23 protein-coding genes are annotated in these 23,798 nt (G+C 70.7%); all 23 read left to right on the forward strand.

Translation table 11 applies throughout. The features are described from left to right. Positions 1-184 precede the first annotated feature (184 nt). The 23 genes from RH90_RS24555 (at position 185) to RH90_RS00115 (ending at position 23,762) form a co-directional block, all read left to right on the forward strand. Entirely contained in the window at positions 185-307 is a 123-nt protein-coding gene (locus RH90_RS24555) for a hypothetical protein (protein ID WP_010183090.1), read from the forward strand. A gap of 320 nt (positions 308-627) precedes the next feature. Next, complete coding sequence (locus tag RH90_RS00010; protein ID WP_010183091.1) at positions 628-1,704, forward strand: hypothetical protein; 1,077 nt, start codon at positions 628-630, stop codon at positions 1,702-1,704. Further along, complete coding sequence (locus tag RH90_RS00015; protein ID WP_010183092.1) at positions 1,701-3,176, forward strand: ATP-binding protein; 1,476 nt, start codon at positions 1,701-1,703, stop codon at positions 3,174-3,176. The genes RH90_RS00010 and RH90_RS00015 overlap by 4 nt, the downstream gene beginning before the upstream one ends. Further along, on the forward strand, positions 3,173-3,778 hold the full coding sequence (locus RH90_RS00020) for a Pvc16 family protein (RefSeq protein ID WP_010183093.1): 606 nt from the start codon (positions 3,173-3,175) through the stop codon (positions 3,776-3,778). The genes RH90_RS00015 and RH90_RS00020 overlap by 4 nt, the downstream gene beginning before the upstream one ends. Further along, a complete protein-coding gene (locus tag RH90_RS00025) occupies positions 3,775-4,431 on the forward strand; it encodes a hypothetical protein (RefSeq protein WP_010183094.1) in 657 nt (218 codons plus the stop codon). Before RH90_RS00020 ends, RH90_RS00025 begins: the two co-directional genes overlap by 4 nt. 11 nt (positions 4,432-4,442) lie before the next feature. Continuing rightward, positions 4,443-5,276: a hypothetical protein gene (locus tag RH90_RS00030; RefSeq protein WP_010183095.1), complete on the forward strand. Its 834-nt coding sequence runs from the start codon at positions 4,443-4,445 to the stop codon at positions 5,274-5,276. Between the two features lie 13 nt (positions 5,277-5,289). Continuing rightward, positions 5,290-6,084, forward strand: a complete 795-nt coding sequence (locus tag RH90_RS24135) for a hypothetical protein (RefSeq protein ID WP_232280271.1) — start codon at positions 5,290-5,292, stop codon at positions 6,082-6,084. Next, positions 6,081-6,824 carry a phage tail sheath family protein gene (locus tag RH90_RS21945; RefSeq protein ID WP_332306569.1) on the forward strand — a complete coding sequence of 248 codons (744 nt, stop codon included), beginning with the start codon at positions 6,081-6,083 and terminating at the stop codon, positions 6,822-6,824. Before RH90_RS24135 ends, RH90_RS21945 begins: the two co-directional genes overlap by 4 nt. A gap of 13 nt (positions 6,825-6,837) precedes the next feature. Continuing rightward, positions 6,838-7,278, forward strand: coding sequence for a phage tail protein (locus RH90_RS00045; protein WP_010183097.1), 441 nt, complete (start codon positions 6,838-6,840; stop codon positions 7,276-7,278). 34 nt (positions 7,279-7,312) lie between these two features. Next, positions 7,313-7,675, forward strand: a complete 363-nt coding sequence (locus RH90_RS00050) for a hypothetical protein (RefSeq protein WP_010183098.1) — start codon at positions 7,313-7,315, stop codon at positions 7,673-7,675. Beyond that, positions 7,672-7,854 (forward strand): DUF6760 family protein, encoded by a 183-nt coding sequence (locus RH90_RS00055; RefSeq protein WP_010183100.1) that lies wholly within the window; start codon positions 7,672-7,674, stop codon positions 7,852-7,854. The genes RH90_RS00050 and RH90_RS00055 overlap by 4 nt, the downstream gene beginning before the upstream one ends. 7 nt (positions 7,855-7,861) lie before the next feature. Continuing rightward, entirely contained in the window at positions 7,862-8,287 is a 426-nt protein-coding gene (locus tag RH90_RS00060; protein WP_010183101.1) for a phage tail protein, read from the forward strand. A 14-nt stretch (positions 8,288-8,301) separates the two neighbouring features. Beyond that, positions 8,302-9,390 (forward strand): hypothetical protein, encoded by a 1,089-nt coding sequence (locus RH90_RS00065; protein WP_037492572.1) that lies wholly within the window; start codon positions 8,302-8,304, stop codon positions 9,388-9,390. A 1-nt stretch (position 9,391) separates the two neighbouring features. Then, complete coding sequence (locus RH90_RS00070) at positions 9,392-10,060, forward strand: CIS tube protein (RefSeq protein WP_010183103.1); 669 nt, start codon at positions 9,392-9,394, stop codon at positions 10,058-10,060. Further along, positions 10,057-11,163, forward strand: a complete 1,107-nt coding sequence (locus RH90_RS00075; protein ID WP_010183104.1) for a phage late control D family protein — start codon at positions 10,057-10,059, stop codon at positions 11,161-11,163. The genes RH90_RS00070 and RH90_RS00075 overlap by 4 nt, the downstream gene beginning before the upstream one ends. Continuing rightward, complete coding sequence (locus tag RH90_RS00080; RefSeq protein ID WP_010183106.1) at positions 11,160-11,807, forward strand: phage baseplate assembly protein V; 648 nt, start codon at positions 11,160-11,162, stop codon at positions 11,805-11,807. Before RH90_RS00075 ends, RH90_RS00080 begins: the two co-directional genes overlap by 4 nt. Before the next feature lie 11 nt (positions 11,808-11,818). Next, on the forward strand, positions 11,819-12,115 hold the full coding sequence (locus tag RH90_RS00085; protein ID WP_010183108.1) for a PAAR domain-containing protein: 297 nt from the start codon (positions 11,819-11,821) through the stop codon (positions 12,113-12,115). Then, a complete protein-coding gene (locus RH90_RS00090; RefSeq protein WP_010183109.1) occupies positions 12,112-12,528 on the forward strand; it encodes a GPW/gp25 family protein in 417 nt (138 codons plus the stop codon). The genes RH90_RS00085 and RH90_RS00090 overlap by 4 nt, the downstream gene beginning before the upstream one ends. Then, the gene (locus RH90_RS00095; RefSeq protein ID WP_010183110.1) at positions 12,528-17,450 is read left to right on the forward strand and encodes a hypothetical protein; all 4,923 of its coding nucleotides are present in this window, start codon (positions 12,528-12,530) and stop codon (positions 17,448-17,450) included. The genes RH90_RS00090 and RH90_RS00095 overlap by 1 nt, the downstream gene beginning before the upstream one ends. Beyond that, positions 17,447-19,231, forward strand: a complete 1,785-nt coding sequence (locus RH90_RS00100) for a baseplate J/gp47 family protein (RefSeq protein WP_010183112.1) — start codon at positions 17,447-17,449, stop codon at positions 19,229-19,231. Before RH90_RS00095 ends, RH90_RS00100 begins: the two co-directional genes overlap by 4 nt. Then, positions 19,228-21,282 carry a hypothetical protein gene (locus tag RH90_RS00105; protein ID WP_010183113.1) on the forward strand — a complete coding sequence of 685 codons (2,055 nt, stop codon included), beginning with the start codon at positions 19,228-19,230 and terminating at the stop codon, positions 21,280-21,282. Before RH90_RS00100 ends, RH90_RS00105 begins: the two co-directional genes overlap by 4 nt. Positions 21,283-21,300: 18 nt before the next feature. After that, positions 21,301-22,665 (forward strand): hypothetical protein, encoded by a 1,365-nt coding sequence (locus tag RH90_RS00110; RefSeq protein WP_010183114.1) that lies wholly within the window; start codon positions 21,301-21,303, stop codon positions 22,663-22,665. A gap of 5 nt (positions 22,666-22,670) precedes the next feature. Beyond that, the gene (locus RH90_RS00115) at positions 22,671-23,762 is read left to right on the forward strand and encodes a hypothetical protein (RefSeq protein ID WP_010183116.1); all 1,092 of its coding nucleotides are present in this window, start codon (positions 22,671-22,673) and stop codon (positions 23,760-23,762) included. The last annotated feature ends 36 nt before the right edge of the window (positions 23,763-23,798 follow it).

A 23,798-nucleotide genomic window follows, 5' to 3' on the forward strand; every position in this document is an offset into this window, starting at 1 on the left:
TACACCAATATACAACTGTCTCAGGTCAGCCCGAGGCAGTTTTTTTGTGCCTTTTGTCTGTGGCTTGGCGCCGAGTCGCGGCCGCTCACCGCGTTCCGTTTGATGCCTTTTTGGCCCATGACGTCGATTTGCATTTGGGGGTTTTTTGGGGGTTCAATCCTGCATTCACGCAGGAGATACCCCTATGGCCCTCAAGGAACTGCAGGTCCGCTACGCCAGCATCCGCGATCGCGATTACAAGCTTACCGGCGGCGCTGGCCTCTATCTGCTCGACCGGCCCAACGGCGCGAAGTTCTGGCGATTTTAAGTACCGGTTCGACAGCAAGGAAAAGCTGTTGTCGCTCGGTCGCTATTCGGATTGGCCTAGCGGATACGCGCCTTCGCCGCGACGAGGCCAAGCTGGCGCTGCGGCAGGGCAGGGACCCGGGTGCTAAAGCAACGCCGGCCAAAAGCTGGCGTTCTACAACGGCGGCGAGATCGAGCGGCGCCCCGATGCGGGGCGATCCGGACTGTTTGCGCGTCGGCCGTTCGAATGGTCTGGACCGGGAGCTAGACCCGATTTGAACCTCTGGGTCTATGGGCTGCACCCTCGCGCGCAGGCATGATTGCCGCCTGGGAGGCAGGGCGATGCAATCGACGTGCGCGGTAGTGGGGCCGATCGGGGGCAGGATGAACCGCGCCGCGCTCGAGCGACTGCTCGACAGCGACGGAACGATCCGTCTGCTCCGCGCCGACGGCTGGGCCGAGCTGATCGACCTGCTCGATCGCGACGCGGGCGCCGATGTGCTGCCCAATGTGCTGCCCGATGTGCTGATCGCCGATTTCAGCGTCTCAGGGGCCCCGGCGATCGCGGAGCTGCTCACGGCCTATCCCGAGCTTTCGATCGCGGCGATCAACCTGCAAGGGTTCGACGCGCATTTCCACAATATCGACAGCCGGCTGTTCGTGACCTTCATCGGCGCGTTGGGGCGCGGTGCGAAGGCGCGGGGTGCGGAGGATGCCGGTCGTCGCGCCGCGGTGCCATGGCTCGGTGACGTCGCGGCCTTGCTCCCGCATCTCGGCGGCGCGCCGTTCGCCGCCTATGGCGCCCCCGAGGACCAGATCCCCGACCTCTGCGCCTGGATCGATGCCGCGCTCGGGCGCGTGCTCGCGCGCAGCGATCGCTTCGCCGATACGCGCGATATCGCCGGGCTGACGATGGGCGTCGACACCGCGCGCGCGCTGCTCGGCCACGCCGAACTCGGCGACGATCTGGCGGCGTTCGATCGCACGCTGCACCGCGCCGAAGTGCGGCTGCTCGCCCGCGCGGCGCGGACCGACGGCTTCGACTTGCCGCTCCGCGCGATCGAGGAGTGTTTCGGGCTCGATCCGGTCGAGCGGCGGATGGTCTGGCTCGCGCTCGCGCCCGAGCTCGACGACCGCTACGCGCGCGTGATCGGGGTGATCAACGACGATCTGTCGCGCCGCCGCCCGACGCTCGGCCTGATGGCCGCGGCGCTGGGCGGTGCCGAAAGCGAATGGGATCTCGCGGCGCGGCTGCTCGGAGCGCGACCCTTCGCGCGTTTCGGCCTCGTCGCCATCGATCGCGGCGAGGCGAGCATCCCCTTGCCGCAGGCGGCGCTCAGCGTGCCGCGCGATCTGGTCGCGTTCGTCCTGACCGGCGAGCCCGGCGATGCCGAGGATCTCCGGCGGATCGCGGCATGAGCGACGCTTTGCTCGATCCGGTGATCGCCGCAGCGCAGGCCGCGCGTAGCGGGGACGGCCCGGTGCCGGTGTTCGTGTTGTGCGCCGGCCCCGGCGACGCGACCTGGCTCGTCGAGCAACTGCGCGCGCGCGGCGAACTCGTCTGTCACGCCGATCTGCGACGGCTGCCGGCGCATGCCGCCGCGCGCGACCGCGCGATGCTGTGGACGCGCACCGCGATCATCGACGGCGCGGTGCTGGTGGTCAGCGACCTCGACACGCTGGGCGCGCGCGAGCGGAGCGATATCGAGCAGACGCTGCTCGCGGCGTCCCCTCACATTCCGGTGCTCGTGCTCCAGAGCCGGTCGCTCGCGCCCGAACTCGCCGCGCAGGCGCGCCACGGGCTGCGCACGCTCGAGCCCAGCCCGGCGAGCCGATCGATGCGCGCGGCGATCTGGTACCGGCGCGCGGCCGAAGCCGGGCTGGCCTTGAGCCCCGCCGACGCGCGGCTGCTGGGATCGACCTATGGCTTCGAGCGCGAGCAGATCGAAGCGACGATCGCGCTCGCCGATATCGCCGACAGTGAGACCGCGACCGATATCCAGGCCGTCACGCTGCGCGCGCTGCGCCGCGCCGCGCGCCAGACAGCGCGCGCCGACGTTCCGTCGAACGTCCGCTGGATCGATACGCCGCTGCGCTGGGACGACCTCGTGCTCCCCCAACCCGTCAAGCGCGAACTGCGCGCGATCGCGGTGCAGGTGCAGCAGGGCGCGCAAGTGTGGGATGATTGGGGCTTCGCGCGCCGCACTCCCTATGGCCAGGGCGTCGCCGCGCTGTTCGCGGGCCCGAGCGGAACCGGCAAGACGATGGCGGCGCAGATCATCGCGGGCGAAATGGGCGTCCCGCTGTTCCATGTCGATCTGGCGCAGACCGTCTCCAAATATATCGGCGAGACCGAGAAGATGCTCGCCCGAATCTTCGAAGGCGCGGCGCGCTCGGGCGCGGTGCTGCTGTTCGACGAGGCCGATGCGCTGTTCGGCAAACGCTCCGAAGTGAAGGACGCGCACGATCGCCACGCCAATATCGAAGTCGCCTACCTGCTCCAGCAGATGGAGGAATATCGCGGGCTGGCGATCCTCACCACCAACGCCAAGCACAATGTCGACGCGGCCTTCCTGCGGCGACTGCGCTTCGTGGTCGATTTTCCGCTGCCCGAGGCGGCCGAGCGGCTCGCGATCTGGCAGGGCATGTTTCCCGAGACGGCGCCGCTCGCCGCCGATGTCGACCTGACGTTTCTCGCGCGCCAGCTCCCGCTGACCGGGGGCAGCATCCAGCAGATCGTGCTGCGCGCCGCCTTCGATGCGGCGGCGGACGGCGCGATCGGCATGGCGCATCTGTTGAGCGCGACCCGGCACGAACTGACCAAGCTCGGCCTGCGCAGCGCCGAGCGCTTCATCGCCGAGGCGGCGCCGCGCGCCGAGGCCGCGGCATGAGCGCGGCCGCGATCTTCGACACGACGCTGGCGCTCAAGCGCCGGATCGAGGCCGGGCTGGCGCCGGGCGAGACGGTCTATGTCGGGCAGCCGGTGCGCGCCGAGCTCGGCGAGAGCAGCGTCGCCTTGTTCCTGTTCAGCGCCGAGCCCAATCGCGATCTGCGCAATACCGTGCGGACCGCGCTGCCGACCGGGCTCGGGCCGCAGACCGCGCCGCTCGGCGAGGAGCGCGCGATCCCGCTCGATCTGCGCTACCTCGTCGCCGCGTTCCGCAAGACCGGCGCCGCGCCCGGCGCCGATCCCGAGGAGCTGTTGCGGCTCGGCGAAGTGATCCAGGCGCTCGAGAACGATCCGATGCTGACCGAGGCCGAGGCCGCGGGGCAGCTGGTGCGCATCACGCTCGAGCCCGCGCCGATCGACGAGCTCAACCGCATCTGGGCGGTGTTTCCCGAGGAAAGCTATCAGACCTCGCTCGTCTATCTCGCCTCGCCGGTGTGGGTGAGCGCCGGACTGCCGACGGTCGGGCCGCCGGTGCTCAGCCGCGAGCAGCGCACCGGCCTCTCGGCCGAGCCGCCGCGCGTGTTCGCGGACGCCGCGTCATGACGCACAGCTTCGCCATCGCCTTTGCCGAGCCGCCGCTGACCCATGCGGTCCGCTTCGCGCTCGCGCCGTTCGATGCCTTCACCGGTGCGCGTGTCACCGCCGGGATCGATGCGCGGATCGACGGACTGCCCGACGTGCCGGTACGCAATCGTTCGGGGCTATTGGTGTTCACCAACCTGCCGCCGCAGGCGAGCTACGGCTATCGCATGTCGGCGGCGAAGGCAGGCTATTTCGATCCGCCCGCCGGCAGCTTCGCCGCGAACGACGACCCGCGAATCCCGGTCGCGGTGCCGCTGCTGCGGTTGCCGACGAGCGGCTATCCCGACGACGCGACGCTGCTGCGCGGCATGGTCCGGCGCGGGGCTGCCGCGATCGAGGGCGCGAGCGTGTCGGTGGCGTTCGCGCCGCCGGTCGGCGGCGCGACGCCGTTCGTGACCCGCACCGACGCGACCGGCAGCTTCGCCGCCGCGCTCCGGCTGCCGTTGCTCGCGCCGGGCGAGAAGGACGCGCCGCGCGGCGTCGCCGTCACGGTCACCGATGCCGGCGGTTCGCGCCTCTATCCGGGCGACGTCCGGGCCGGCCGTCCGCACCGATTCGCGGCGCCGCTCGATCTCGACTCGGCCGCGCCACCGCCACCCCTTGTGCAGATCTGAGGAGAGCATCGATGGCACTTCCCCCAGACGACGATGCGACGGTTCCGGAGCCGCCCCCCGCGCCACCCGCGCCGCCCGAAGGACCCGGCACCGAAGCGCTGACCGCCGCCGTGGTCGCGGCGCAGCAGATGCTCGTCGAAGCGCAGGCCAAGCTCGCGGCGCAGCAGGCGATCGACGCGCGCATCGCGCAGGCCGACGCTGCGCGCGACGCCTATGCCGCCGATCGCGCGCCGCTCGACACGGTGCAGCGCGACCTCGAGGCCTTCGTCGCGCGTGAAACGGCATGCCTCGACCAGATCGTGCCCGACGCCAAGACGAAGGTTCCGGGCATCGCCGAGCACGAAGCCGACGGTCGTGCCGCGCGGCTTGCGGCGATCGACGCGGCACAGGCCGAGGTGAGCGCGGCACAGGATGCGCTTGCCGCCGCCAAGGCCGATCGCGATGCGCAGAAGGCGGCGCTCGACGCGCTCGGCAAGCTCGCCGCGGGCGTGCGTACTCGCCAGGGCCGCGCCGCGACGGTCAAGGCCGCGGTGCAGAAGGCCGAGGCGGACGGCGATTACGCCAAAGCGTATTGGCTGCTGGTGGTCGAACTGGTGCCGCTGGTCACGGGCCCGCCGCAACCGATCGATCCCGAAGCGCTGCGTACACAGCTGCTCACCGCGCAGCGCGCGCTCGCCGATGCCGAGACGGTGGTCGCCGCCCAGACGGTCGCGCTGAGCGCCGCCGGCGCCACGCTCGATGCGCAGCGCGCCGCGCTGGCGCGCTTCGATGCCGAACGTCCGGCGCGCATCGCCGACAAACTCGACCAGATTACGCCGGCTCCAACCGGCGATGCCAACAGCTGAGGAGGGACGACCCATGCCCGAATATCTTGCCCCCGGCGTCTTCGTCGAAGAAATCGAGCGAGGTCCCAAGCCGATCGAAGGCGTCGCCACGAGCACGGCGGCGTTCCTCGGCGAGACAGAACGCGGCCCGCTGCGGCCGCAGCTGATCACCAGCTATGGCGAGTCGATTCGCCTCTATGGCGAGGTGTTCAGGGACGGCGCTTATCTGCCGCACGCGATGAAGGCGTTCTTCGACAATGGCGGCAAGCGCGTCTACGTCACGCGGATTGCGGGTGACGCTGCCGAAATTGCCAAGAAGGTGCTCGGCAAGCTGACCGCCACGGCGCTCGGCCCGGGGGACGCCTATAACCGCGTGTGGGTCCGGGTCGATCCCGGTACGACCAAGGTGCTCACCAAGCCGATCGGCTTCCGGTTGCAATTGGCCTATTGGGACAGGGCGGTACCCGGCGGCGTGTTCGATCCCTTCGCCGACCCCGCGCGGCTGCCGCGACCAAGCATCGTCGAGGATTTCGACGATCTCTCGCTGCTGCCGGCGTCGCCATCCTTCTGGGAAAAGCGCGTCAACAACGGCAATTCCGGGCTGGTCGAGCTCGATGTCGATCCCACCGCGACGCTCGACGCCGATTTCGCCGCGACGCAGAGCGCGGCGCTCGACGGCGGGGCGAATGGCGACACGCCCACCAGCGCGCATTTCGAGATCCCGGCCTGCCGAGCGATCAGCGCACCGGCCTCGCCGCGCTCGCGCTCGACAGCTATCGCGACGTCGCGATCGTCGCTGCGCCGGGGCAGACCGATGCGGCGACGCTGAAAGCCATCGTCACGCATTGCCAGAATGCGCGCTTCCGCATCGCGGTGCTCGATTCCCCAGCCGACACCGCGCAAGCGAGCACGCTCCATCCGCGCGACGACATCGCCGACAGCTCCTACGCCGCCTTTTATTACCCCTGGTATTTGATGAGCGAGCCCAAGACCGCGCGGCGCGTGGTGGTTCCGCCGAGCGGCGCGGTGTGCGGCATCTATGCGCTTACCGATAACACGCGCGGCGTGTGGAAGGCGCCGGCGAACGAAGCGGTGGCGAACGCGCTCGACCTGCGGTTCGAGGTCGATACCGGAACGCAGGAGGTGCTCAACCCGCGCGGCGTCAACGTGATCCGGCGCTTCCCGGGGCGCGGCATCCGCGTGTGGGGCGCGCGGACGCTGTCGAGCGACCCGCTGTGGAAATATGTCAGCGTGCGGCGGCTGTTCATCTTCCTCGAGGCGTCGATCTACCAGAACACGCAGTGGGTGGTGTTCGAGCCGAACGACGACCGGCTGTGGGCGCGCGTCAAGCAGACGCTGACGCTGTTCCTGCGCACGCAATGGCGCGAGGGCGCGCTGTTCGGCGCGAAGGAGGAGGAGGCCTTTTCGATCTCGATCGGCCGCGCGACGATGACCGAGGACGACATCGTCAACGGCCGGCTGATCATCGAAGTCGGCATCGCGCCGGTCCGCCCGGCCGAGTTCGTCATCTTCCGCGTCTTCCAGAAGACGATCGAAGCCCAGGCTTGAGGAGGACACCGCCATGGCACGTCAGGATCCACTGCGTAATTTCCGCTTCCGGCTCGAGATCGACGGGATCGTTCAGGCCGGCTTTTCCGAAGTCACGATCGGCGACAGCAGCGTCGAGCCGATCGAATATCGCGAAGGCAATGAGCTGACCACGGTCCGCAAGCTCAAGGGCCTCGCCAAATACGCCAATATCACGCTGAAATGGGGGCTGACCGACTCGCACGACCTCGCCGACTGGCACAAGCAGGTCGTCGACGACGTACCGCTGGTCGACGGGGTGCGGCGCACCGTGCTGATCCACGTGATGAACGAGGCCGGCCAGGACAAGGCAAGCTTCGAGATCGTCAATGCCTGGCCGACCAAATACGACCCGACCGATTTGAACGGCAAGGGCAACGAGGTGGCGATCGAGACGCTCGAGATCGTCAACGAAGGCATTCGCCGCATCCTCTGATCGCCCGCTGATTTTGCGCGCAGGAGTAAGGACGATGATGTTCCAGACCGAAATCGCGTTCACCTTGCCCAAGGGGTATCTCGACGGCGACGGGGTGCTGCACCGCGACGGCGTGATGCGGCTGGCGACCGCCGCCGACGAGATTTTGCCGCTCAAGGATGCGCGCGTGCAGGCCAATCCGGCCTATTTCACGATCATCGTGCTCGCGCGCGTGGTGACCCAGCTCGGCAGCGTTCCCGACGTCAACACGCGCGTGATCGAGGGGTTGTTCGCCTCCGACCTCAACCACCTCCAGGCGCTCTACGAGCGGATCAACGGCGACGCCACCACGGCCGACGAGCCGGTCCCGGCGTTAGACCGGACCGGCCGGGGGTTCGGCGTGATGGGGGAAGCATGAAGGCCTATCCGCTCGGCCAGCTCTACGCGGAGATGGCCTTCATCGCTTATCATTTCAAATGGCCCGGCGCGGAGCTGATGGCGTTCGATCATGGCGAGCGCCGACGCTGGTGCCGCGAGATATCCGCGATCAACCGGCAGCTCGACCAGCGGCCGGACGATCTGTTCGCGCTGGCGTGAGGCGGTGATGGCGACGCGCCTCGATCCCTATGCCGCGTTCCGCTTCCGCGTCGAGATCGACGCGATCGAGCAAGGCGGCTTCCAGTCGGTCGCCGGGCTCGCGCGCGAGACCAAGATCGAGCCGTATCGCGAAGGCGGCGTCAACCAGTTCGAGCAGCAGCATGCCAGCCAGACGACCTATCCCGCGCTCACGCTCAAGCGCGGGCTCGTCGACACCCGGCTGTGGGACTGGCACCAGGACGTGATCCGCGGAACGATCGTGCGCAAGACGATCTCGATCGTGCTGCTCGATTCCGCCGGGGCGGAGACGTGGCGCTGGGTGTGCGACGCGGCGTTCCCCTCGAAATGGACCGGCGCCGATCTCGACGCGCAGCGCGGCGAGGTCGCGACCGAGGCGGTCGAGCTGGTGCATCACGGGCTGACCAAGCAATGAGGCAGCGGCTCGCCATGATCCGCACGCTCCGGCCGCGTCGCACGCTCGGACGCCCGGCGGCTGCCAGCGGCGTGCCGACTGCGACGCCGTCGCTTTGGGCGACCCCCGTCGCCATGCTGTTTGGGCGCGCCCGGCAGGCGGCGCGCGCGCGCGCGGTGATCCTGCACACGCACGAGGGCGGCACGGTGGTGCTGTCGCCGCGGTTCGACGTACGGCTGGCGATTGGCGAGATGATCGGCCGCGCGGGCCCGGGGCCGCGCGGTGCACCCGGCCGCGATGCGGTGCCGACCATTGCGCTCCGAAACGTCCTGTTGCACCGGATCGGTGCGGTGTTTTCCCCTGCGGCGCGCGCGGACGGGGCTCAGCGTTCCCTTTTGAAGGGATTCGTGGGCGCAGGCGCGGGGGGCGGGGGCGAGGCACTTTCGGTCGCTACGCGCTCTGCGATTTTGCTCGCGCGTGTCGCCACACCGACCGCGCGACCCGGGCGGTCGTCGCCGATACGGACTGGTCGGCCCAGCCCGCGTGCGCCGCAGCGCGCAATCGCGGCGCCCGAGGCCGACGCGTCGCGCGCGCGAGCGACTTCGCCTGCGCTGCAGCATCTCGCCCTGGCCTGGGCAGCGGCCCGGCGGTATCGCGCGCCCGGCGCGATTTCAGCGCGGCGGCCGGCCCGCCCCGACCGCGCGGTGCAGTCGGGCGGCTGGCCGTCGCGCGCGCTTCTCGGTCTTGCAGGCCGGCGAAGCGCCGTCACCGATCCGGTCGATCGCCGCCGCTCGTTGCACTCCGCGGCCCGGCTCGCCCCCGCGCGCGACCACCGTCCGGCGGGGTTGGCGGTCGCCCACCACGATCTGCCGGCGCCCATGCACCTGGCCTTGCGCGATGATCCCGACCGTGGCGATCCCGCGCCGCGCCGCGCCACGCGGTCGTCCGTGCAGCTCGAGCATCGCCGCCCTGCCGCCGCCGTGCCGGCCCCGCTTGCGCCGCCAGCCCCAGCGCCGCCCGTGCCCGCCGCTCCAGCGCTCGATCTCGATCGGCTGAGCCGCGAGATGTGGAAGCGTTTCGACGCGCGGCTGCGGCTCGAAGCCGATCGGCGGGGGAGGATCTGACATGGCGCAGGAACTCGCCAAGGCGAAGCTCGTCGTGCTCGACGGCCGCCGCGCCGACGAGGAGATCGCAGTCCTGTTCAACCCTGGCGAATACAGCGTCGAGCTGACCAACCGCTACCAGAAGAGCAATCCGCCGGGGCTTTCGAGCCCGATCCTCCAGTTCGTCAACGGCGACGCCGACAGCCTGTCGATGGACCTGTATTTCGACACCTATACCGACGGCCAGAGCCGTCCGGTCACCGAGGTTACCGACCGGATCGCGAGCCTGATGCAGATCGACGCCGATCTGCACGCGCCGCCGCATGTCAGCTTTCAGTGGGGCGTGCTGAGCTTCGCGGCGGTGATGGAGAAGCTGACCCAGCGCTTCACCATGTTCCGCCCCGACGGCAAGCCGGTGCGCGCGACGCTGTCGGTCAGTTTCACCCGCTATCGCACGCTCGCCGACCAGCTCGACGATCCGCGGCGGAATTCGACCGACAAGACCAAGCGCCGGATCATGAGCGCCGACGACACGATCTGGCTGCTCGCGCACCGCGAATATGGCGACGCGCGCTTCTGGCGGATGATCGCGCGGGCCAATCGGCTCGAGGACCCGCGCACGATCGAGCCCGGCGACGTGCTGATCGTGCCGCAGCTCGAAAGCTTCGATCCGGGGAGTCCCGGGCGATGAACCTCGAGGATTTCGGCCCGCGCCACGGCGAATTCTACGTCCCCGCCTGCACCGTGCTGGTCGGCGGCCGCGATCTGGTGCGCGAGCTCAATTTGGCGGTGACGCGCGTGGAATGCGGGCTGAAGGAGCGTGCGGCGTCCGATTTCAGCATCACGGTGGCAAGCGCGTTCGACTGGGAGCAGCGCGAATTCCTCGCCAAGCCCGACTCGGAACGCGTCGACCTGATCGACCTGTTCGCCTTCGGCGCGCCGGTCGAGGTGCGGATCGGCTATGGCGAGCCGAGCCGGCTCGGCACGCTGCTGATCGGTACGGTGACGCGGATCGGCACCAGCTTCACCGAGAGCGGAACGCCCGAACTCACCGTCGCGGGGTTCGACAATCTCTACCCGCTGACCATCGGCAAGCAGACGCGCCACTGGGAGGACGAACGCGATTCCGACGTCGTCGCCGATATCGCCGGGCGCAACAATCTGACCCCCGACGTCGCCGACACCGGTGAACCCCGGCCGCGCACCGAACAGAGCCAGCAATCCGATTTCGAGTTCCTCGGCAAGCTCGCCGAGCGCAACGGCATGATCTTCTATGTCCGCGGCACCACGCTCTATTTCGGGCCGCGCCACAATCGCGATGCGCCCGAGGTCGCGCTCGTCTGGGGCGGCGGGCTCGCGAGCTTCTCGCCGAGCGCGAACATCGCCAAGCAAGTTACCCGCGTCGAAGTGTGCGGGCGGACCGAGGCCGGCGAGGAGGTCACCGGCGTCGCCGAGCGCGGTGACGAATCCGACGATGAGGTCCGCCGCGAGAGCGGATCGGGCCATGTCGCGCAAGCGCTCGGGCGCGAAGCGGTGCTACGGATCCGCGCCGCGGTGCGCAGCCAGGCCGAGGCCACCGCGCGTGCGCGCGCGATATTGGAAGAGCGCGCGCAGGATCTGGTGACGGGCGACGGCGAATGCGTCGGGCTGCCCGAGATCGTGCCCGACAGCAACATCGCGATCAGCGGCACCAGCCGCGCCTTCGCCAAGACCTATTACGTCACCGAAGCGACGCACAGCCTCGATTCCGAAGGCTATCGCACGCGCTTCTCGGTCCGGGAGATGCTGGTATGAGCCTGGTCGAAATGCTCACCCAGCCGCCGAGCGAGGCGGCGCGCGAATCCGACGGCTTCCTGCGCGGGCTCGCGGTCGGCGTGGTAACCGACAATAAGGATCCCGAGCAGCTCGGCCGCGTCCGCGTGCGCCTGCCGCAGCAGCAGGACAGCGATACCTCCTTCTGGGCGCGGATCGCGGTGCCGATGGCGGGCGCCGCGCGCGGCATCTGGTTCCTGCCCGAGATCGGCGACGACGTGGTGGTGGGCGCCGAATGCGGCGATCCCGCGCATCTGATCGTGCTCGGCGGGCTGTGGACGCAGAACGCCGCGCCCCCCGAGACCAATGACGACGGCAAGAACGACGTGCGGATGATCAAGTCGCGCGCCGGGCACACGCTCGCGTTCGACGACGGCAGCGATCCCGAGGTCGCGCTGTCGCTCGCCGACGGCAAGCGGCTGCTGCTCAACCGCGACGGCGTCACGCTCGAGGACGGGCAGGGCAACCGGATCGTGATCGATGCGACCGGGTCGTCGGTCTCGATCGAATCGGCGACGCAGCTGCAGCTCAAATCGCAGAGCATTTCGATCGAGGCCGGCGCTTCGCTCGCACTCAAGGCATCGGGCACGCTCACCATCCAGGGCGCGCTGGTGCAGATCAATTGACGGGGGGGACGATGGGACAGCCTGCGGCACGGATCGGAGACCTGACCAGCCATGGCACGCCGCTGGCGCCTGGCCCGGGCGCGTCGACCGTGCTGATCGGCGGCATGCCGGCGTGGCGCGTCGGGAGCGACACGCACCTCTGCCCGCTGGTCGACGGGGTCAAGCCGCATGTCGGTGGCGTCGTCGCGGCAGGCAGCATGACGGTGCTGATCGGCGGGCTTCCCGCCGCGCGGCAGGGCGACATGATCGTCGAAGCCGGGGCGCCCAATGCGATCGCGCAAGGGCTGCCGACGGTGCTGATCGGATGAGCGATCCCGATCCCCTCGGCCAGACGTTTCTGGGGCGCGGCTGGGCCTATCCCTTCCGGCTGCTGCCCGGGTCGGGACGGGTCGACACGGTCGCCTATGACGACGATGTCCGCCAGTCGATCCGGATCATCCTCGGCACCGCGAAGGGCGAGCGCGTGATGCGCCCCGATTTCGGCTGCGGGATCCACGATCGCGTGTTCGCCGCGATCAGCAGCGCGACGATCGAGCAGATCAAGCGCGACGTGGCGGCGGCGCTGCGGCGCTACGAGGCGCGGATCGATGTACTGGCCATCGATGTCGATACCGGACCGCTGCTCTACGGGCGGCTCGACGTGACGATCGCCTATCGCGTGCGCAACACCAACCAGTCGGACAATCTGGTCTATCCTTTCTATTACAAGGAGGCGCGCTGATGGCCGACGCCGGTCCTCCGCGCCGCACCGGCGCGCTGCTGGCGGACCTGCGCGCGTCCGCCGCGGCGATGGCGCCGGCATGGGCCGGGCCCGACGCCGAGGGGGATTTCGGCGCGGCGCTCTATCGCATCGCGGCGCGGCTCGGCGAGCAGGTGACGCGCCGGATCGCGCTGATGCCCGATCGCGACCGGCTGGCGTTTTTCGAGGCGCTCGAGCTGCCCGGCGCAGCGCCGCGCGCGGCATCGGTGCCGCTGGTGTTGACGCTGAGCGACAAGCGGACGACGCGCGTCGATGCGCCCGCGGGGCTGCAGGTCGCGACTAAGACGGGGAACATCCCGTTCGAGACGCTCGAAGCGCTCGAAATCACACCCGCGCGGATCGCGACGGTCATCGCCGCCGATCCGGCGGCCGACCGCATCGAGGTGGCCCCCGCGGGCGTGATCGCGGGCAAGCCGCGCACCGATCCCCCATTCACCGCATTGACGCTGAGCCCGGCCGAGCCCGGCAGCCTGACGCTCCAGCTCTCGCGCACCGAGGGGCTCGCCAGCGACGATCTGCTCGCGGTGGGCGACCAGCGCTACCGTGTCGCCAAGGCGTCGAAGGGCAGCGATCTTGTGGCATTGCAGGACGTGGTGACGGCGGCGATCGCGGCGGGTGCGCCGGTCAGGCGGATCGACGATCTCGAAGCGTTCGCGCTGCGCGACCTGCAGCAGCACAGCCTGTATGTCGCGCACAAGGCGTTGCTCAACCTGACGCATGGCGGCCGGATCACGCTCGAATTCGACCCGCCCACGCTCGCCGATCGGCTGCCCGCGCTCGGCATCCGCGCGCTGCTGTGGGGCGTGGCGGGGACCGACACGGATCCCGCCTGGCATCCGCTCGATCCCGCCGGCGCGGGGGGCGGGCGGCTGGTGTTGCGCAAGGCGTGGCCGGGCAGCGTCGAGCAGCTCGCGGTCGCTGGCGCAAAGAACCGCTGGCTGCGGATCGACCTCGCGCAGCCGATCGACCCGGCGATTCCGCTCGACACCCTGGCGCGCAGCCTGCGCATCGCGGTCGAATCGGACGATGGCGCGAGCGCCGCGTCGGCGGCGCCGACGATCACGCGCGCCTGTCACAACGCGGTGCCGCTCGCGCCGAGCGGGACGTTCCAGCCGTTCGGGTCCGAGCCGCAACGCTTCGACACTTTCGCGATCGCCGCGCCCGAGGCGCTGAGCAAGCCCGGCGCGCGCGTCACCCTCACGATCACGCTCGCCGATGCGACGCCGGGCGCGATGGCGATCACCGCCGGGCGGCCGCTGCGCGGCTATGCGATCGGCAAGGACGGCGCGCCATATGGCATCACGCTGCCCGAGCAAGCGGCCACCCCCGGGGCGCTGCCGGTACCGCGCTGGCGCGGCCTGACGGCGCCGACCGAGGCGGTGAGCGGCAATCCCGCGAAACGCGTGCTGCTTTCGGGAAGCACGATCCTCGCCGCGGTCGCGATCAGCAGCTGGTGGGATCTGGTGCTCGCGAACGATTCCGCCGGGCGGCTCTGGGCGGCGTACGTTTCCGGCGGCGAGCCGGCGAGCGCGCTGCAATGGGTGCCCGTCGCTCCCGCGAGCGACGCACCCCGGATCGATCAGACGCTGATCGCCAAGGACGGGCGCTGCTTTCTCGCCGTGCTCGACGCGACCGGCCTGTCGCTCACCGAGCTTGGCGGATCCTGGGCACCGGGCGTCCTCGGCGGCTGGACGCGCGCGGCGGCCGATCCGGCGCTGCGCTTCGGCACCGACGCGCGGCTGGGGAGCCCGGTCGGAGCACATTGGCCCGAGGCGAGCGGGATGGCCGCGGCGGCGTTCGCGCTGGTCGATCACGATGGCGACCTGTGGCTCGGGACGCTCGATATCGGCACGCGGGCGCTGGCGTGGCGCAACAGCCTGCGTGGCGCGGCGCGCGACGTGCGACCGCTGCTGATCGAGCAGGCGCAGGGCTATGTGCTGGTCGCGGCCGCCGCCGCCGACCGGACGGTGTTCGCGCTGCGCATCGACGGCGGCGGAGTTCAGAGCCTGGGAACGAGCGACGCAACGGCGGGCGCGGGATCGATGCTGCTGCCCGCGCCGGCCAGCGCCGCGGGGCCGCTGGGGATCGCGATCTGGGGCGCGGCCGGGCTGGCGCTATGGGCGCCGGGCTATCCGGTGCGGCGGATCGATCTTTCGCCCGAACAGGCGAGCACCGGCCTGCTCTTCGCGGGCGGCAGCGGCGTGCCACCGTCGCTGCTGATCGCGGGGTCGGGCGAAGCGCTGCTGATGCGCGCGCTGCCGAAGGTGCGGACCGCGAGCGGCACGCTGTTCGACGCCGTCGCCGCGCCGTTCACCGCAACGCTCGCCGCAGTCGGGGCGATGCCCGCGCCGGTCTATCCGGTCGAGGCGACCGGCATCATCGAAGGCACCGACGAGCTGACCGGCATCGCGGCGGGAATCGTCGGCGACGGCGTCCTGGTACGGCTGTTCGGGGAGGCGCAGGGCGGGCTCAGCGCGACGATCGCCGCGGGCGGGACGCTCGAGCTCGATCCCGCCGACACGCACAGCGCGACCGGCAGCTATCTCGTGATCGCGGACAAGCTCTATCACGTCACGAGTCTTACCGCAGGCATGGCGACACTGTCGCCCGCGCCGGCCGGCAGTGCCGGGGACGCCGTGTCCTATCGCACCGGCAGCGGCAGCGCGGTGGCGCCGATCGCCGCGGCGATGCGCGCGCGGCTGCTGCGTCTTCCCGGGCTGGGCAGCAGTGACACGCTTTCGTTCGCGGCCCCGGCGACGCCCGGCACGCAGACGCTGGCGACGCTGACCGGCGACTGGGCGAAGCTCGCCCAGCCCTGGACCGATCCGCCGATCGCAGCGCCTGCGGTGCTCGTCGCGAGCACGGTCGCCAACGACGGCTGGACCGCGACCGCCTTCGCCCGCAACTATCAGTCGCCCGAGCTGTCGTGGGAATATTCCGACGGGACGAGCTGGCGCCGGATCGAGAAGCTGCTCGATGGAACGACCAATCTCAGCCGCAGTGGCGATGTCGTATTCTACGTGCCGACCGATCTCGCCGAGACCGAAGTCGCCGGCAAGAAGGATCTGTGGGTGCGCGCCCGGCTGATCGGCGGCGATTACGGCCGCGCCAAATATGAGATCGTCGCGCAAACCAACACTGCCACCCCGCCGGTGACGACCCAGACGATCTCGGTCAACACCCAGGATCTCGCCCCGCCCGAGATCGTCGCGATCGCCGCGGGGTTCGCGCTGACCGGAACGGTCGATCCGCAGGCGGTGGTGACGGTCAACGACCTCGCCGTGCTCGATCAGACGCAGGCGGCGCTGAGCGCAGGTGCGCGCTTCGACATCTTCACCGCGATCGCGCACCATGTCGCCGCGGCGGCGGGCGGCGCGGGCGCGGACGCGGTCGGACGGTGCCTCTATGTGATGCTCGATCGCGCGCCCGACGTCGCGATCCTCACCCTGTTCGTCGATGCGATCGAGGATCAAGCCGAGGATGCGGCGCTGGCCGTGCAACAGCTGCGCGCCACCGGATGGGCCGATGTCGATGCGTTCGACGATCCCACGCACGGTCTGCTGCGCTCGGGCCTGGTGCGGCTGCCGATCGGCGCGGGGCCGGCGCAGCTGCCGCTGTTCGGCCGCACCGGCTGGTGGCTGCGCCTCTTTCCGCGGCCCGGTGGCCCCGCCGATTGGCAGCCGCGGATCCGCGGACTCTATCTCAACGCCGCCGAGGCGGTACAGGCCAGGACGCGGACGCAGGAGCTGGTCGGATCGAGCGACGGCAGCCCCGGTCAGTCCTTCGCGCTCGCCGAATGGCCGGTGCTGGCCGGCAGCCTCGAGCTGCGCGTGCGCGAGACGCTGAGCGAGGAGGAGGTGGCCGCGCTCGAGGCCGACGCGGGGGCGCGCGGTGCGGTCGCGATCCGCGACGCGGTCCCCAACATCCCTGGGAGCTGGGTGCTGTGGCGCGCGGTGGACGCCTTTGCGGGGCAGGGCGCCGACGCGCGTGTCTTCCGGATCGACCTGACGACGGGCATGCTGCTGTTCGGCGACGGGCGGCACGGCAAGGTGCCGCCCGCCGGGCAGGATGCGATCCGCGCCTTCGCCTATCGCGCGGGCGGAGGATCGATCGGCAACCAGCCCGCCGGCAGCGTGAGCATGGCGAAGAGCGCGGTGCAGTCGCTCGATGCGGTGACCAATCCGGTTCCGGCGCGCGGCGGCGTCGATGTCGTGGCGGGCGACACGCGCACGCTCGTTGCGCAGAGCAGCCGGCGCGATCCGCGGCCGTATGTCGCCCCCGATGCCGCGGTCCAGGCGGCAGCGGTTGCGCGCGTGCGCGATGCGGGACGGATCTTCGCGCCGGTCGATGTCGAGGCCTATGTGCGTACCTCGGCGCCCGATGTCGCGGCGGTGCGCTGTCTGCGCGGCGATGGCGGGTTCCGCGTCCTCGTCGCGCTTCGCGATGCCGACGTGCGGGCGGCGGGCCCCTCGCGCGCGCGCCGCGAGGGGCTGGCGAGCGCGCTTGCCGAGCTGGGCTGCGGCGCGGTCGCGGCCGCCGCGATCGATGTCCGCGCGCCGCGCTTCGTGCGCGCAAGGATCGAGGCGACGTTGCGCCCGGTTGCGCCCGAACAGGCCGTCGCACTCGATCTTGCCGCACAAGGTGCGCTGCGCGATCTGCTCGATCCTGCGTGCGGTCCGGGCGGCGACGGTGGACGGTTCGGCCAGGCGATCGCGCAAGCCGACGTCTATCGCGCGCTGGCCGGTCTTGCAGGGCTCGACCGGATCGAGGCGGTGACGATCGTCCCGGTGGACGCGATGCCTGCGCGGCTCGAGCCCGATATGCTCGTCTATGGCGAGGATGACGACGCGGTCGTCACGATCGCGCTGGGGGCGGCGTCATGATCCGCGCGCCCGAGCTCGACGATGTGGATTTCGCAGCGCTGCTCGACCAGGCGCGCGCGCTGATCCCGCGCTACGCGCCCGATTGGACCGACCATAATTATCACGATCCCGGGATCACGCTGCTCGACCTGCTCGCCTGGGTCGCGGACCTGCAGGTCTATCGCATCGGGTTCGTCGGCGACCGGCATCTCGCCGCCTTTGCCGCGCTGCTCGGCGTCACGCCACGACCCGCGGCGCCGGCGCGCGGGCTGATCTGGCCCGATTGCGCGACCGAAGCGCTGCTGGTCGAGGCGGGCAAGGCTGCGACCGCCGACGATGCCTCCGATCTCGCGTTCCGCATCAGCCGCAGCGTGCAGCTGAGCGGCACGACGATCGAATCGATCCGCCACGTCCGCGCCGACGGCGGCGCGAGCGCGGTGCGACTGGGCCAGCCGCTGGCGGTGGCGAGCGGCGACTCGATCGAACTGACGCTCGCGGCGCCGCTCACGGCGGCCGCGGGCAGTTTCACATTGGGGCTTGCCGTCGCGCCCGAACTCGCAGGCGAACCCGATCCGCGGCGAACGCTGTCGATCGACACGCGGGCTACCGCGACGGGCGCTTGGCAGCCGCTGCCGGACCTCGCGGACGAAACCGCGGGCCTGTCGAGCAGTGGGGTCGTCGCGTTCGGCGCCCGGCCGACGCGGTGGCTGCGGCTGCGCTTGCCGGCCTATCTTGCCGCGCCGGTGACGATCGCGCGGATCGCGCTCGACGTGCTGCCCATCGCGCAGATCGAAATGCCCGATTCGATCGAGATCGGTCCGGGCAATGGCGAGGCCGATCAAAGCATGGCGTTCGATCTTGCCGGGCTGTTGCCGGAGGACGGCGCGCCCGATTTCGGGGTGCGGAGCGCGGATGGTGCGCAGTGGGACGAGCGCGCCGATCTGCTCCGGTCGGGGCCCGACGAGCGTCATTTCATGCGCGATCCGCGCCACGGCACGCTGGTCTTCGGCAATGGCGTCAACGGCCGCAAGCCGGCGAGCGGGCTCCACCTGAGCGTTTCGGGTGTGCGCCGGACGAAGGGCGCGGCGGGAAATCTCGGCCACGGCCAACGCTGGCACGTCGCGCCCCTCGACGGCGTGTTCGGCACCAATCCGTTCCCGATCGCGGGCGGGCGCGATGCCGATACGATCGATGCGCTGATCGACGCGATGCGGTTGCGCGCGCAGCGCCGCGACGCGCTGGTCACCGACACTGATCTCGCCAGCGCGGCGCTGGGGCTGACGGGCTTCGGCGTCGCGGACGTGGAGATAATGCCGCGATTGTGGCCCGCGCTGCCCAACGTCGCGCTGTGCGGCGCGCTGACGCTGGTGGTGCGCACTGCCACCGGCCACGCGCCCGCCGCGCATGTCGAAGCGATCGCCGCGCGGCTCGCTCCGCGCCGCCTGCTGGGCGAGCGGCTGTTCGTCGTCGCGCCGCAACCGGTGCCGATCGCGATCGCCGCCACGGTGGCGATCGATGGCGGGGATATCGCGGAGATCCGCAGCCGTATCGCGGCGGTGCTGACGACGCGGTTGAGCGACGGCGTGCCCGTAGCCACGACCTGGCCGGCGGGGCGGCCGGTGACGGTCGGCGAGATCGAGACGCTGATCGCCGCCACACCCGAGGTTCGCGCGATTGCGAGCGTCGCGATTGCGCGGCGCGGCGCGGCGCTGGCGCGCGCCGATATCGTGCTCGGCCCGACCGAGGTCGCGGTGCTCGATCGGGCGCTGCTCGACATCCAAATCGTCGGAGGGGTGGCATGAGCGCCTTTCGCTTCCGCACCGCGGCGCAGTGGCGCGCGGGCGCGTCGCGCGGCTTTGCCGAAAACGGCGATGCGCTCGACGCACAGGCGCCGCTGACGCTGATGCGCGATCTGCGCTTCCCGTCGGGCGCGACGATCGTCGCCGACGCCGGGTGCGGCGCGCTCAGCCTGCTCGACCCGGAAAGCGGGTGGCTCCGCACGCTGTCGCCGAACGGGATCATGGTCGAGGGGCGTCTGCTGGGCGTCGAGGCTCCCTTCGCGCTCGTCGTCAGCGGATGTTGGCTGTGGCTTGCGCAAGCCGACGCGCTGCTGCGCTTCGACCGCGAGACGCTGCAGACGATCGGCACGCTGCCGCTGCCCGGCCTTTCGGGCATCGCGGCGGATGGCCATGGCGGGCTCTGGACGGTCGCGCACGCGGCGGGCGAGGCGGTGCTGCGGCATATCGACCCCTGGGGGGTGGCCGGCGACCGCGCGGCGCTTCGTCGCGCCGCTGCCGAGCGCAGCGCGCTGGCGGTGGCGGCGGACGGATCGTGGCTGGTGCTGCTGTCGGGCGATGCCGGGCACGGGCTGCTGACAATTGTCGCGCGCGACGCCGCGCCGGTGGCGATTCCCTTGCCCGATGGCGTCGCGGCGGTCGCGGTCGCGGTGCAGGGCGAGGATATTCTCGTGCTGACCGGCCACGGGCGACTGTTGCGCTATGAACGCAGCGGCGTGTTCGGCGGCGACGAACAGTTCGCGCTGATCCCGGGCACGCGCGCAAGCCGCCTGCTCGTCGCACAGGGGCGGCTGTGGCTGGTCGCCTCGGACGGCGTGTACGCAGTGGTTCCGGCGCCCGCCGAGGCCAAGGTCGATCGCAGCGCGGTCTATGTCACGCCGCTGCTCGTCGCGCCGGATGCGACGCCTGGCGGCTGGCACCGCGCCGACATCGACATCACCCTGCCCGAAGGCGCCGCGCTGCGCGTGCGCGTCGCGGCGAGCGCGTCGGCCGCGCTGGTCGCGACGATCGCGGCCGCCGCGGCGGCGCCCCCCGCGACGCGGCTCGCCGCCGTCGATGGCCTCGTGCCATGGCGCGACCGCGACCGAGTGTACGTCGGCACGGGCACCCGGCAGACGCTGTGCTTACTGCTCGACGGGCTTCCTGAGCGCAATCTGTGGCTGCGGATCGAAGTCGTGACACCCGCGGGGGTCGTGCCCGCCGTGCTCCACGCGCTGACGGTGGGGTATCCGGGGACGAGCTGGCTCGATCGGCTGCCCGCCATCTATCGCGAGAGCGACGCGAGCGCGACCGATCTGCGCCGCTTCCTCGCGCCGCTCGAGCAGCTGTCCGAAGCGCTCGACGCGCAGATCGCCGCCGGCCCGCTCGATTTCACCCCCGCGGCCGCACCCGATGATCGGCTTGGCGCGCCGCTCGCCTGGCTCGGCTTTCCGCCGACCGACGGCCTCGCGCCCGACATCCGCCGCGTGCTGCTCGAACGCGCCGGCGACCTGCTCGTCGGGCGCGGCACGCTCGTGGCGTTGCGCGACATGCTCGCGATCGTGACGCGCGACCGCGCCGAGGCCAGCGACAGCGCCGAGGCGGCGTTTCTCTGGCAGCTCGGCGGCGCTGGCGCGCTCGCCGCGCGGCTCGGTCGCGACACGCGCGTCGTGGCGATGGCACCGCCGGGGCTGCGGCTGGGCTGCATGCCGCTCGGCGCGGGGCGGCTCGGCGTACCGCGCTGCACCGACCTCGCCGCACTGGCGCGCGCGCACTGCGCCGTGGTGCGCGTTCGCATCGCCGTGCCCGCTGCAGAACGCGCCGCACTGGCGCCGGTGGTCGATGCGCTGCTCGCGATGTTCGTGCCGGCCAATTGCCGTGTCGAGCTCAGCTATGCGCCGGCCGGAAGCCTGGCGCCCGGCACTCTGCTCGACAGGGATGCCGCGCTCGACGCCGAGCAGGCCGAGCGGCTCGGCGAGACCAGCCGCGCCGGGCGCTGGCGGCTGCCCCTGTGCGTACCCGCGCCGATCGCGCTCACTCCATCCGCTCTGCTCGAATCCGAGCGGCGCCTTGCCTGACCGTCGAGGAGACGAGAGATGACCGACCACCAACGACACGCAACCCGGGCCTGGTCCAAACGGCCGCTCTTCTCGCCGCGGCAGAAGCTCACGGCTCAGGCGCTCAACGCCGCGGTCGACGATCAGCTTGCCCGCCACGCGCTGCTGACGCGCGCGCTGCACGGCAATGGCGTGATCTTCGGCCTCGCGGTCGAGGTCGGTGCGGGGGCGGGGCTTACGATCGGCTGCGGGCTGGCGATCGATCGGCACGGGCGAATGCTGTATTGGGAAGACGGCATCCTTGCGCTCGAGGACGTGGCCGGGCCGCCGGTCGATGCGGCGGGCGACTATACGCTGGTGATGCATTATGCCGAGCGCCGCGCCGGGCAGGACGAAAGCTGGCCATGCGCCACGCCGGCCGAATGGATCGAGCAGGGCGTGGTGTTCACGCTGCGCCCCGGCTGCACGCCGATCGAGCGTTGCTGCCCCGAAGGCGCCGCGCGGACCGAGCCGGTGTCGTTCGACGCCTATGTCTGCCAGCGCAGCGGCGCGCATCCGGGGCCGGTGCCGCGCTCGCCCGATCTGGACTGGGCCTGCGCCACGCCGGGCAAGCTCTGCGCGACGCAGTGCGGCTGGCAGTTCGACGCAGAGGCGGGGATCGACATCGCCTGCGTCCGTGTCCGCGACTTGCGACCCGGCGATGCCGATTGCGGCCCGGTCTGGACGTTCGAGGCGCCCGTCGACAGCTGCGCGGTCCGCCCGTTCGTCGCGCGCAGCCCGCTGCTGATGGATTTGCTGCGCGGCTGCCCGCCGCAGGTGGAAAGCTTCAGCTGGCACGAATGGACGCGCGATTATGCCAAGCCGGTCCCGTGGTCCGACTTTGCCGACATGTTCAACAAGGACAATGGCTTGGTGATCGAATTCACCAAGCCGATCCGCCGCACGACGCTCCATCCGGGGTCGATCGCGCTCACCGTGCTGATCCGCAACCGCGACGATGATTATCTCAACGTGCAGCAGATCCCGCTCGATCCCGAGAATCCGATCACGTTCCTCGAAGATCCGCCGACCGCGTTCGCCCGTCGGATTCGGCTCAATCTGTATCGCGAGTGGCGCCGCAACCAGTTGGGCGGCAATCGCGGCTCGCTGTTTTACTCGGGCGGGCAGGTCGAGCTGTCGATCCGCGGGCAATTGCTGCGCGACGATTGCGAGAACATGCTCGACGCGCGGCTCCACGACGCGACGCCCGTGGATTGGGGCAATCGGCGGGTCGGCGGAGATTTCGTCGCGGTGTTCCGCGTCGAGTCGGGTGATCCGCCCCGCCGCCGGATCGAACACATGCCAGACGAAGGGCCGGACGACAAACCCGTCGCCGCGCCCGATCATCCGAACACCGGGGAGTAATAGCCATGGCCACCGCGCCCCTTACAGCGACGACCTTCAAGTCCTCCACGCAATCGGTCCGCTTCGACGACGGCATGATCGTGACCGCCGAGGATCTCACCCTGGCGACCGGCCATCCGCTCGCGCTGCTGCAGGTGCTGGTACGCGCCTATTTCGGCTGCGGCGTGGTGTGCGGCTTCGCGCTCAAGCCGAGGCGCGACGCCGACGATCACACGCCCTGCCCGGTGCCCGACATCCAATATGCGCTTAGCATCGGCACGGGCGTCGCGCTCGACTGCGCCGGTTTCCCGCTCGAGCTGTGCGGGCCGGTGTGCGTCGATCTCAAGCCCGATCCGTGCGTCACGCCGGGGCCGCTCAAGCCGGGCGAGCAGCGGCTGCTCCACATCGCGATCCGCCGCGTCGATGGCCCCGCTGGGGCGACCAAGGGCGGCTGCGGCTGCGGCGGCAGTTGCGGCTGCGGCGGCGGCGATCAGGGCTGCGCCAGCGATGCGCAATGCGCGCGGCTGCGCGACGCAGTCGAGCTCGGCGTGTTTCTCGACCTTCCGGAGGGCATCTGCCAGACCAAGCCAGTTGCTGCGGAGGCGACCGGCACGACGCGCGATCAGGGCGGTGGCCCCGGTGCGGGCCTGTGCGCGTGCCTCAAGACCTGCCCGGACTGCGATCGCTGCTGCGACTGGGTGTATCTCGGCCAGGCGACGATCGACGAGAACGGGATCGTCGCGGAAAGCGTCAAGCTCGATCGCCGCGCCTATGTCAAACCGGTCGCGTGCATCTGCGATGCGACCGACAGCAAGGCGCCACCGCCGCCATCGAGCGAGGGCACCGACGCGATCACCGCCAAGCTCAATCTGTACCGCGATGAAAGCGTCAAGACCAGCGACGCGATCATGGCGCGAAGCGAGGCGCAGGAGGCGGTGATCAAGACCCTGCAGGATCAACTCGCCACGGTGCAGACCGCCAACGCCGATCTGGGGGCGCAGATCCAGAGGCTGTCGCAGGCGACGACCCCCGCGACCAACCAGAAACTTCGCGCCGAACTCGACAAGATGACGGCCCGGATCGAAAAGCTGGAGACGCCGCAGGCCAAGCCGGCATGATCGCGCCGCGCGCGCATCGGCAGGCGGCGCCCGCCG

This window comes from Sphingomonas sp. PAMC 26605, from assembly GCF_000241485.1.
In the GTDB taxonomy this organism is placed as follows: Bacteria; Pseudomonadota; Alphaproteobacteria; order Sphingomonadales; family Sphingomonadaceae; genus Sphingomonas.